The organism is Bartonella saheliensis (assembly GCF_902162175.1).
Genome location: NZ_LR607230.1, coordinates 1 through 12,613, shown reverse-complemented (window position 1 = coordinate 12,613; position 12,613 = coordinate 1). Strand labels below are relative to the sequence as shown.

Here is a 12,613-nt window from a genome sequence, read left to right as displayed (position 1 = left end):
GAAATCGATAAGGTGGAATGGCGAGGTTATAATTAGCAGGTCCTGAACGCACTCTTCCAGCTGTATCATAAACAGACCCATGACAGGGACACAACCATCCACCAAATCGTCCCGATTGGCCAAGTGTTACACAACCAAGATGTGTACAAAGATTAATGAGAATAAGCCAATTCTCACGCCCCTCACCTGCTGAACGAGCTAAATCCGTTGCTTCTTCTTCGCCTTCAAGATTAGGATTGCGTGCTTGACGATCTCTTAGAAGACTCAATTTGGTAGCACGCGCCTCAGCAATTTCTTTCGCAGTGCGGTTACGAATAACCACAGGCTGCCCACACCATTTCACCGTCACCGACATGCCCTCTTCAATACCGGAAAGATCAACCTCAACAGAAGCATCTGCCAAAACAGCCTCATCTGGGCGCAACTGACGGATAAAAGGCCACGCAACAACCCCCATTCCAACTGCTCCTGCAACAGCTGTTAGTAAAAACAGAAAATCCCGCCTCGTCTGCTCACCCATTGCCTTAACTTCAAAGAGACACGTTGCTACAACATCTTTTTATCATACCCTCTCCCATTGCACAATGCTTGGATTAATCACCATTGTTTTAACCCATAAAAATACCTCTGAAAAAACTTTCTTGTTATGGTCAAATCTCCATCCTAATGACTGATCTAACCTCATTAAATATCCTCCTTTCCACCATAATAACCCCATTCATTTCATGAATCGCTCAATCGAAGAAAATTCGAATCATGAGACTCCCTCTTATCTTAAACAAATCTTTGACCGAACTTTTTCCCTTAAAATTTAAAGTACATAAAAACTAAATACAAAAATCATATATTTCTTGACCATATTTTTTGAATAAATTACGGCGCTTCTTTACAAAGTTGAAAAAAATCATATTACAAAGAACATGACACTTCATATCGCTCTTTTCCAACCTGATATTGCTGGTAATACCGGAACGATTTTACGTCTTAGTGCTTGTTTTGGTTTACATGTACATATTATTGAACCCGCAGGTTTTAACCTGTCGGATCGTAATCTCAAACGTGCAGGATTGGATTATCTCGAATATGCTTCTTTAGAACGACACATTGATTGGCAACATTTTTTAAGCTCTATGAAACACTTTAACCGCCGTCTTTTGCTTTTAAGTACAAAAGCAAAAACATGCTATACGCAAATAGACTATCAAAAAAATGATGTTTTACTTTTTGGTCGTGAATCAGCTGGCGTTCCCGATTATGTCCATGAAACAGCCGATTACACATTGAAAATTCCCATGAAACCACAGGCTCGCTCTCTTAATATCGCCATGAGCGTAGCCATAACAGCAGGAGAAGCATTGCGCCAAATTGGTTATCATGAAGGAAACTGTGATCTATAAAAATACAATAATTCTATCAAAGCATTAATAGAATGATCAAAATACATAAACTCTGGTTTTCAAATAAATAGAAAAAATCATTTTTCAAGAATTTTACAAATCTTAAAAGCCCATACTTTTCAACAATACTTCTGGAGTAAAGCCTCTAAAAGCTCATAAGCTATCCTATAAATATAGTTAAAGCATATAACACCTGTCATTGCCCAATATTCAAGTGCTGATACAATAAACGTTTTTTAGTGCCCATTACCTCCATTTCATATCACCACCTGTGAATGATTAAATACTTCTCATATAAAAATACATTGAGCATCCTGCTCTTTATGCTCATACAAAATACAAACCGTTATCTTTATTCTCTCTAATCTGTTTTTATTTATCAAAATCTTTATCTTTGATATGATTTATTAAGAGACATTTTTTCCCTATAATCGTTTTTTCTCACACGACTTCCCTCGCTTGTGACTAATAAGAAAATAATCTTGATTGATGTAATATGAACAAGTTTAAAATAAGATAATCTTACGATATTTGGTGCACTTATTTCATATGAATAATGGAAAATTATTATTATAAATCAATTTTTTCTAATAAAGTATGACGATCCATTAAAAATCCACTTTCAATCCATATCATCTCTAGTTCTTTAAGTTTTTTTCCTAAAAGGATACCTTTTGAAAAACCCTTTTTTATTAAATCATTACCATTAATGGGAAAAGTTGGAATCTGCCATTTTTGAGCAAGCTGATAAAGTTTGAAATAATCTTCTTTTTTTTGCAAAGCCTCACTTTTTTCTGGAATATCAACATGTGATGCAGCCACAGACAAGGATAATTGATCTAAAACCGGTTGTCTCCCATGAAAATAAATCAATTTCTGTACAAAATGATCAGAACAGTTTTGCTTTATTATTTCTAACTCTGCCCATTCCTTTAACCGTGTTGTTTCCTTATGGGAAAAACGCAAGCGCTGTGCCATTTTATGAAGACGTATAGGATCAGGAGGAAGAAGACTTTCTAGCCTTAACAAGGGATCAATTTTCCAACCAAGAGTCTGTTCTGTGTTCACCAATGCGTGAATTGCATCAATGCCCCATTTTTCTGTTTCAGGAAAAATGAGTGACAAAACTCTGCTTTGTCGCATCCATAAAAGAGCACGTGTTGGATCAGAAGCTAAAAGAAGCTTTTTCATTTCTGCCCAAATACGCTCAGAAGAAAGTTTTTTTAAACCGTCTTTTAAACGAACACATGCCCTCAAACCTTCCACATCAGGTCGCCCCGCTCCATACCACGCAAAAAAGCGAAAAAAACGTAAAATACGCAAATAATCTTCACGAATACGATTTTCTGCAACACCGATAAAACGAACTGTTCGGCTCGCAATATCGCTCAAACCTCCTACATCATCATAAAGGTTGCCGGCCGCATCACAATAAAGGGCATTAATGGTAAAATCCCGCCGTTCAGCATCTTTTTTCCAATCACGACCAAATACCACTTTTGCATGACGACCATCTGTTTCAATATCGCTGCGAAGCGTTGTGACCTCATAAGAACATGAATGCGCAACCACTGTTATTGTACCAAATGCAACCCCTGTAGGAATAGCTTTAAATCCTGCTTCTTCTACACGTGCGATAATCTGTTGCGGTAAGCAGGTTGTCGCAATATCAATATCGCTAATAGGCTGCCCTAATAGTTGATTGCGCACCGCTCCCCCCACGATACGTGCCTCTTCCCCCTCTAAAGATAAAATACGAAGAAGTGTTTGGACATCACTTTGTTGTAACCACGCAGCCTGTTTGAAGTTCTGCCTTATATTCACCCTTTAACCTTTCAAAAAAGTTGTCTTCATTGCTTTCAAAAACTCTCTTCATAAAACAAAGTTTTTAAAACATCCCTTATAAAACATGCCTCTTTCTTTCAAAGAAACTTTTCTCTATCTATAACCGAATATGAAAAAAATAGCTTATGATGCTTCTTTTCTTCTCATTTTCTGTTACAAACAATAAGATGTCCATTATCATAGAGAGAAAATTACCATTTTTGCGACAAACGCTTTAAGGAAAAAATATGAGTCACCGTAATCCAGCATCTAATTCTGTGAAAAAGGTTAATACTAAACATGAGGCCCAAGCCATTATTGAGGATATTGATACGGCGCACAAAGAATTAGATATTATACAACAAGAAATTGACAAAGTCATTTTTGGGCAAAATCATATCATTGAATATGCTTTAACGGCTATTTTTGCCGGTGGTCATGCTCTTCTTGTCGGTGCTCCAGGGCTTGCAAAAACACGTCTTGTAGAAACATTGGGAGCTGTTTTAGGGCTTGATGAAAAACGTATCCAATTTACCCCTGATCTCATGCCATCAGACATTATCGGTTCTGAAATCATGGATTCCGATAAAGAGGGTAAACGTTCTTTTCGCTATGTTCAAGGTCCAATTTTCACGCAGCTTCTCATGGCTGATGAAATCAATCGTGCCTCTCCACGCACACAGTCAGCTCTTTTACAGGCTATGCAGGAATATCATGTGACCGTTGCAGGAACCCGTTATGATTTACCACAACCTTTTCATGTTCTTGCAACGCAAAATCCTCTCGAACAAGAAGGGACCTACCCACTTCCTGAAGCTCAACTCGATCGCTTTTTGATGCAAATTGATATTGACTATCCTGACCTTACAACAGAGCGGCGGATCATTTTGGAAACAACAAAAGAAAAAAAATCAAATGCAAAAGCAATTTTATCCGCTAAAAAATTGCAAAAAATTCAAAATATCGTTCGCAAAATGCCTCTTTCAGAAAATGTGATCGAAGCTATTTTAAAAATTGTCCGCTCAGCCCGCCCTGATAAAAACAATAGTCTTGCCAATACTTATGTTTCTTGGGGACCGGGACCGCGCGCATCACAAGCTCTTTCACTTTGTGTTCGTGCTCGTGCTCTTTATTATGGGCGCTTAGCCCCCTCGCTTGATGATGTTGAAGCATTGGCCTATCCTGTATTACAACACCGCATGGCGCTTAATTTTTCTGCTCGTGCTGAAGATATAACCGTAAAAGATATTATCAATAACCTTGTGAAAGATGCCCTTTAAATGGCTATTGGCAAAAAAGTTTTACAAAAGTCTCCATTGTCGCTGGCAAAAGAGCTGTATAAGAATAATGGCCAAATGCCATATCTCCTTTTACAAGCACGTCATATTGCCAATACACTGATAACCGGATGGCATGGGCAACGCAAACGCGGTAATGGAGAAAATTTTTGGCAATTTCGTCCCTATATGGAAGGAGAATCCATTACCCGCATTGATTGGCGTCGCTCGGCGCGTGATGAAAATATGTATCTGCGTGAGCACGAATGGCAAATGACGCAAACCGTTTGGCTTTGGCCTGATCAAAGCCCATCGATGCATTACTGTTCACGCTTTTCTAAAACCTCTAAAGGCAATTATGCCATTATTCTTACCCTTGCCTTGGCATCACTTCTGGCACGGTGTGGCGAACATATTGCTATTCCTAACTTAATGCCCCCCACAATAACATCCAATGTTGTAGAACAAATAGCCTTTGCTTTAGAAAATCATTCAAATGAAAATTCATTTCCGGATTTTTCAACGATTACACGCTTTTCACACGCCATTATAATGAGTGATTTTCTCGATCATCCTGAAAAAATCATCCAGAATTTAACTCCTTTATCGACAAAACAGGTGACAGCTCATTTAATTGAAATTGCTGATCCTGCAGAAGAAAGCTTTCCTTACAAAGGTCATACGGAATTTTTTGATCCTGAAACGAAAGAAAAACACATTTTTGGAAAAGCAGAAAATCTTCGTAAGAACTATTGTAAGCTATACCAAGCACGTCGACAAGAATTGATAAATTTTTGTGCACGACAGGGCTGGTCTTATCACGTTAGCACAACAGATCAACCTTTAACAGAAACCATTTTGCATCTTGCAAATACAATGGGCGACGCTTCATTGCAAAAAAGGAGGGCACTTTGAGTTTTGCTGCTCCCTTTCTGTTATTAGGGCTCTTATTTCTACCGGTCATTTGGTGGCTGTTGCGGATAACCCCTCCCTCTCCACGTAAAGAGCTCTTTCCTCCTTTATACTTCTTACCCAAACCCACTCATCAGCAGGAAACAGCAAAACATACCCCTTGGTGGTTGCTCTTGTTGCGTTTAACCATAGCCGCACTGGTTATCATCGCTCTAGCCCGCCCCACTTGGAATCAAAAACCTATAAGTTTTTCCGGATCTCAACCCCTTGCGCTCATTATTGACAATGGTTGGGCATCTGTAAAAGAATGGAAAAAACGTATCTCTATCGCTGAAATGCTCCTTGCACAGGCAGAAAAACAGCAAAAAAATATTTATCTTGTTGCAACAGCTGAAAATGATATCTTCAATGAAGAACCCCAACCAGCAAAGATTATAAAACAGCATTTAATGCATTTACAACCGCGTCCTTGGCCTGTAAACCGTGTGCATATCTTAAAAGAACTCAGTAAAATAAATAAAGGGAAACCTCTTGATATTGCTTATTTAAGCGATGGATTACAAACAGATGAAGATGAGAAAACTTTTGCTTTACTTGAAGAATTAAAACCTCAGAAATTCTTATGGTATTTGGCTGATATTTCCGATTTAACCGGCATAACATCCATAGAAAATAACAATGAAAACATGGTCGCGCGTATTATTCGCTCAACCACACACGGTACAACGCCTACTACACTCAGCCTTTACGATTCAAATAATCAACTTCTTGGTCAATTTACGAAAAATTTCTCTGAAGGACAAACAACAGCACTTGTTCCTTTTGATATCCCCCTTGAATTACGCAACGATATCGCTTGGATAAAAATCAATAACCAAAACCATGCTGCTGCAACTTTCTTAGTAGACAGCCATAGCAGGATAAGCCGTGTTGCTCTTCTCTCCCCCGATACCAATGAAATGGCCCAGCCTTTACTTGCTCCATTTTATTATATTATCAAAGCATTACAAGGTCATACACAGCTTATAACTTCCGGTGGAAGAGAACTTTCAACAGATATTGATCTTTTGCTTAAACAAAATCCATCTGTTTTCATTATGGGCGATATGGTTAATATCCCTGAAAAAGCAGAAAAAAAACTTTCTGATTTTGTGAATAAAGGAGGAACACTCATCCGCTTTGCAGGAGAAAAACTCAGTAGTGCAGAACATTACGATAGTCTGCTTCCGGTACCGCTGCGTCAGGGGCAACGTTCTCTTGGGAGTATTATGTCTTGGACAAAACCACAAAAACTTGCCCCTTTTGCAAAAAATAGCTTTTTCTTTGATCTTCCTTTTCCAGAAGATGTTACTGTCTCGCGCCAAATTCTCGCAGAACCAACCCCAGATCTTTTTGAAAAAACGTGGCTCAGCCTTTCTGATGGAACCCCTCTTATTACCGCAGCAAAACGCGGAAAAGGAACCCTTATTCTCATTCACATTGCCCCTGACCCTACATGGTCTAATCTTCCTCTTTCTGGTTTTTTTGCACAAATGTTGCAAAAACTAATTACATTAGGATCTTTTGAAAACACAAACCCAACACACAGAGAAAAAAGAACAAGCATACAAAATCCTTGGCGAACCATAGCCGCTGATGGGCAATTACAAGCCCCGCCCTCTGATGTTGTTCCACTGATCTTTAATGCCCAAAATTCACCCCGTCCTTCCTATCATACTCCTCCAGGACTTTATGGTGTCAAAAACAATTTTTATGCACTTAACCTCTTAACTGATTCATCGCGCTTGATGAAACAATCATCATTACCAACTTCTCTTAATAAGAGCCCTTTATCTTATGATACAAAAGAAAAAAATCTTATCGGTCCCCTTTTAGGATTAGCCCTCTTATTATTTGCCTTTGATCATTTTATCATTTTATGGATAGGAGGGGTTTTTTCTTTTAATAAATGGCGTAATCGGTTTTTCCTTCCTCTCATCATTCTGATTGGTCTGTTTTCATATGATCCAAGGCTTCATGCGCAAACAACAGAGAGTCATTATGATCATGATAGTGTGCAAGCTGCTGGTGCAACACATCTTGCCTACGTTATAACCAACAATCATGAAATTGATACAACGAGTAAAAGTGGTCTAGAAGCCTTAAGCCAATTTATAGCAGAGCGCACAATGCTCACCCCCGGCTCTGTTAGAGCACTTGATCTCGATAAAGATGAACTCTCCTTTTATCCTCTTATTTACTGGCCAATTGATGTTCAGAGTCCTATGCTAACCTCCAAAAACATTGAAAAAATAAATAACTTTATGAAACATGGAGGAACCATTTTATTTGACACGCGCGATCAGATAAAGAGTAATCTTAATCTTGAAGGAGATGCCACTCCAGAAACGCAGAGATTACGAACCATCTTAAAAGGGTTAAACATTCCCTCCATTGAGCCGGCCTCAACAGATCATGTTATTGCGCGTTCCTTTTATATTATGCCAGATTTTCCTGGTCTCTACCGTGGTTCACCTTTATGGGTTGAATCCTCATCAACAAACAAAAAAAATAAAAATTCTCTTACCAGCGGTGATAATGTAAGTTCCCTGCTCATCACCGCAAATAACTTTGCTGCTGCTTGGGCACTCGATGAAAAAGGGACATGGAAATATCCCCTTGTTCCCAATGATCCAATGCAACGTCTCTGGGCATTTCGTGCAGGCTTAAATATTGTCCTTTATGTGCTTACTGGAAACTATAAAGCAGACCAAATTCATGTTCCAGCGCTCTTGGAACGCTTTAAAAGAGAAAGAAGGCAATGATACCACTTTTCACTTTTCAGCCTTTTTTACCTCTCTTTTGGATTCTGCTGTTAAGTGGAATATCCATTCTTTTTGTCGTTGTTGGTCTTGTTACACAACATCAAGGGTCTTTATTTCGTCTGATGGCATTGAGCGCTCTCATTCTTGCTTTGCTTAATCCAATGATTATTAAAGAACAGCGCGAACCACTGAAAAGTACAGTAGGCATTGTCATTGACCGCAGCAAAAGCCAAACTTTTGGAACACGCATAAACGACAGTGATGAAGCACGCGCGCAATTAATTAAAACATTGGCGCATTATCCACAATTTGAACCACGTTTTATTGAAGCTGGAAAACTTGCTGATCATCAATATGCCCCTTCAACGAATTTGTTTAATGCTTTAACACAAGCACTTTCTGATGTACCGCCCTCTCGTTATGCAGGAACCATTTTTATTACTGATGGACAAGTGCATGACATTCCAGATCTATCAGATCTTCATCATGAAGCCCCTCTTAATGCTCTGATAACAGGGCGCTCAGATGAATTTGATCGTCAAATCAAATTTATTTCTCCTCCACGCTTTGCCCTTATCAATAAACCACAAAAGCTCTCCATTTTGGTAGAAGATCAAGGAGCCCATCCAAAAACGATCCCACAGAAAGCTAATATTACACTCAGCGTCAATGGACAAGAAATTGGCCATTATTCTGTAACTCCTGGTATTATTTTTCAAACTGAAGTTACCCTTCCCCATGCTGAAAAAAATATTATCCAAGCAACCACTGAGCCTTACAAAGGTGAACTAAGCGTTGAAAACAATCGCGCCATAACAACCATTGAAGGAATCAGAGAAAATTTACGCGTTCTTCTTATTTCAGGTGCCCCTTATAATGGAGAACGGACATGGCGTGACCTTTTGAAGGGTGACTCTAATATTGATCTTGTTCACTTTACGATTTTGCGCCCCCCTACTAAAGCGGATAATACGCCTTTAAGCCAATTATCCTTGGTGGTTTTTCCTACAAGAAAACTCTTTGTTGAAGAGATTAATAACTTTGATCTCATCATCCTTGATGGTTACCAGCACTCTGCTGTTCTACCTTTAATCTATTATGATTATATCGCCCAATATGTACAAAAGGGTGGTGCATTGTTGATGGTAACAGGACCTGAATTTACCCAAAAAAACTCACTTGCGAAAACACCTTTAATAAGCATTCTACCGGCATTGCCCAATGGAACTATTATTGAAAAACCTTTTCGCCCCGCGTTAACTAAAGAAGGTGAACGCCATCCTGTCACAAGAGATCTTGCAACGCTTAATTTTCCAGCTTCTCAATGGGGGCGATGGCTGCGACAAATTGCTATTCAAGATGCATATAAAGGCACAGCTCTCATGAAAGGAGCTGATGAACAGCCACTTTTACTTCTTTCCCATGTTGATAAAGGGCGTGTAGGTATGTTGCTTTCCGATGAAAGTTGGCTTTGGGCACGAGGTTTTGAAGGTGGTGGTCCTTATGCGGCTCTTTATCGCCGAATTGCTCATTGGCTTATGAAAGAACCGGAACTTGAGGAAGAAAAATTAAGTGCGACCAGCAGCCATCATCATTTAACAATTCGCCGCCAAACTCTGAATGACCATCCAAAACCCGCTGAGATAACTTTTCCTTCTGGAAAAAAACAAAAGATTCTCCTTACTAAAGAGCAAGAAGGTCTCTTCACTGCAACTATAGACACTGACGAGACGGGAATTTTTACCATCAAAAATGACGATTTAACAATACTATCTTCTGTAGGGATGCTCGATAATCTTGAATTGTTTGATTTAATTTCAACAAAAGAAAAATTAGCACCCATTATTAAACACACGGGGGGCTACATCGGACGTTTACACCCTGAAGGAAAAGAAAACATTCATCTTCCTCCACTCAAGCTCATTCAATCAAAAACAAATCTGTTATCTTCCCCAGCACATTCAATTATTTTGAAAGAAGCGACAGAAACGCGTTTAATCAATACCTTTTATTTTTCGGTATTTTCTGGTTTTTTTGCCCTACTTGTTTGTCTTTTACTGTTGAGCAACATGTGGTATCGTGAAGGCCGTTAAAAAATCCTGAGATTGCGTAGAGTAATTTTTAAAATTAAGCTTATCTTTTACGATGAGATAAGATATTCATCTATAATAATAATTTTTTATCTTGAATAAGAGCTTTACATATTAAATCAATTATCGTTATTTTCTTGCACATCCTTAAAAGAGGTGCTGTATGGATAAAAACCATTGAAGAAAAAAATAAAATTCCTCTTAAGAATCTTCTTAAAATAAGGATTTTTATAAAGTTTTGATGGGATAATATAACAGTTTTGGTTTGCAGCTTGTATGAGCGTAAAGATGTTGGTTCATGAATAAACTTTATAAACGAGACTTTTCATAGCTTTGAAGAACTTTCGTGAAATGAGATCAAAGGCACTGGAAAATATTTTTTCAAAAAATATATGAATGAACAACACAATATTTTATTTGGAATATTCCTCTTGAGGCATTCTGTTTTGCCTGAGAAACATCTCCCATTAAAGGCATTACATGGCAGCGCAAGACCGTAAAAATTTCTGATAAATACAATAATTCTTTTGCATTTTTTCCAAGCGATTAGACTTTTTATGATAATATGTAGTCGTATAAAAGCTGTTTAAAAATCTTAAAACTTTATGACCATCATTTTAAAATTTATCCCATCATACAAAAGACATCGCGGTTGCTAAAGAATGATCTATTTATATTATGCTGTCCTTTGTTATAGGAAATACAATACAGCATTAATTCTCTAAAAAATTTTCTTATATTTTCAACAAGCTCTTTTTCCTTTTACAATCCTTCTTGCCTTTAAACACTAACTTATCTTATGTTTGCTCTTTAAATCGTTTTTAATACTCTACGAGCTTTTATGTTTTATCTTGCCCATATATCGGATATACATCTTTCGCCTCTCCCCAAACCTTCCCTTTTTGAACTTTCTGGAAAGCGTCTTACCGGTTACTTAAATTGGCAAAGAAAACGTAAAAGTCAAATGGCAACAAATGTCCTCGAAACTTTAATAGATGCCTTGAATAAGACAAAGCCTGATCATCTTGTGATCTCTGGTGATCTTGTAAATCTTGCTCTTGATAAGGAATTTGAACAAGCGCATCGTTGGCTCATTACCTTAGGACAACCTCAAAATATTTCTTTGACCTTTGGAAATCATGATGCTTATGTCCGCGGAGCCCTCCAAAAAGCATGTATGCTTTTTAAACCTTGGATCACAGGGGATGTGCCTCAAAAAAGTGCCTTTCCTTTTCCTTATATGCGCATTCGCGAAGATGTCGCCATCATAGCTGCTTCTTCAGCTATTGCGACACTTCCTTTTCAAGCTTCTGGTTATTTTGGTAAAATACAAGCGCAAACGTTACCACACTTTTTAAAAGAAGCAGCACAGCGCAACCTTTTTCGTGTTGTCATGATCCACCATCCCCCTTTTCCCAAGGCAACGTCTTGGCATAAAGAACTACGAGATATAAAACGTTTTCAAGAGGTTATCAAACAGCACGGTTGCGAGCTTATTCTTCACGGACATACTCATTTACCCACATTGAAGTGGATTGAAGGACCAATTAAAAAAATTCCTATTGTTGGTGTTCCTTCCGCATCACAAGCTTTTGGTGATAAAAAACCACCCGCGGGCTTTAACTTATTTTCCATTGAACGCTTACAAAATCAATGGCACTGCCAGTTGCAACGTTATAGCATTATTAATCCCCAAAATGAGATTGCCTGTACTGAAACAATTAATCTTTAAATATTTCCAAAGTTATCAAAACAACAAAAAACGAAAATATTTTTACTTCATATCCCTGTCATAAATCATAATTTTATTGTCCTTCTCCCTTTAACAAGACAAAGTTTCATCTTCTTTGTCGACAAATCAATTTCTCTCAGAAGGCTCCATTGCCAATCCCACTTACGTGATTGACTTTATAAATCATTGGTTTACTTCCTTCTCATTCTTAAGGATGAAGACTTTTTCCCTATCTGATCTATAAATAATCTAGATTCTTTTCGTACGGATTTCACCAACTAATTATCCCTGTAATTTATCTCACAAAGTGCTATAAATCTTGCCATTACACATCATCGCACACTCTCCCTAAACATCTCATAGGCAAAATCTTCATCCTCCTATAATCATGATATTTTGTAAGATATAGAGAAGCGCATTTAGTTTCTATACCTAAATATTAATGACAATAAAAAGTCCAATAATAACTAAAACGTATAATTTCAATAATCCATCTCCCCTTGTAATTTATAAACAAACGATGTTGATTGATTTATAGCAAATAGATTTGAAATAGCCCCCTACTATGATACGCAAC

Annotated in this window: 8 protein-coding genes; 6 read left to right on the top strand and 2 right to left on the bottom strand. The window is 38.0% G+C overall.

The annotated features are described in order from the left end of the window. Positions 1-520, bottom strand: a 520-nt coding sequence (gene petA / locus FS875_RS08105; protein WP_144755474.1) for a ubiquinol-cytochrome c reductase iron-sulfur subunit, incomplete at its 3' end; no start/stop codon positions are given. 400 nt (positions 521-920) lie between these two features. On the opposite strand from petA, the gene FS875_RS08100 reads away from it, so the two are divergent. Continuing rightward, positions 921-1,397 carry a tRNA (cytidine(34)-2'-O)-methyltransferase gene (locus FS875_RS08100; protein ID WP_144755471.1) on the top strand — a complete coding sequence of 159 codons (477 nt, stop codon included), beginning with the start codon at positions 921-923 and terminating at the stop codon, positions 1,395-1,397. A 570-nt stretch (positions 1,398-1,967) separates the two neighbouring features. Here FS875_RS08100 and FS875_RS08095 read toward each other — a convergent pair. Then, positions 1,968-3,221, bottom strand: coding sequence for a CCA tRNA nucleotidyltransferase (locus FS875_RS08095; RefSeq protein ID WP_144755468.1), 1,254 nt, complete (start codon positions 3,219-3,221; stop codon positions 1,968-1,970). A 248-nt stretch (positions 3,222-3,469) separates the two neighbouring features. On the opposite strand from FS875_RS08095, the gene FS875_RS08090 reads away from it, so the two are divergent. The 5 genes from FS875_RS08090 (at position 3,470) to FS875_RS08070 (ending at position 12,036) form a co-directional block, all read left to right on the top strand. Beyond that, the gene (locus tag FS875_RS08090) at positions 3,470-4,501 is read left to right on the top strand and encodes an AAA family ATPase (protein ID WP_144755465.1); all 1,032 of its coding nucleotides are present in this window, start codon (positions 3,470-3,472) and stop codon (positions 4,499-4,501) included. Beyond that, complete coding sequence (locus FS875_RS08085; protein ID WP_144755462.1) at positions 4,502-5,413, top strand: DUF58 domain-containing protein; 912 nt, start codon at positions 4,502-4,504, stop codon at positions 5,411-5,413. Further along, positions 5,410-8,214 carry a DUF4159 domain-containing protein gene (locus FS875_RS08080; RefSeq protein WP_144755459.1) on the top strand — a complete coding sequence of 935 codons (2,805 nt, stop codon included), beginning with the start codon at positions 5,410-5,412 and terminating at the stop codon, positions 8,212-8,214. Before FS875_RS08085 ends, FS875_RS08080 begins: the two co-directional genes overlap by 4 nt. Next, a complete protein-coding gene (locus FS875_RS08075) occupies positions 8,211-10,307 on the top strand; it encodes a glutamine amidotransferase (protein ID WP_144755456.1) in 2,097 nt (698 codons plus the stop codon). The genes FS875_RS08080 and FS875_RS08075 overlap by 4 nt, the downstream gene beginning before the upstream one ends. A gap of 838 nt (positions 10,308-11,145) precedes the next feature. Continuing rightward, on the top strand, positions 11,146-12,036 hold the full coding sequence (locus FS875_RS08070; protein ID WP_144755453.1) for a metallophosphoesterase family protein: 891 nt from the start codon (positions 11,146-11,148) through the stop codon (positions 12,034-12,036). Positions 12,037-12,613 lie beyond the last annotated feature (577 nt).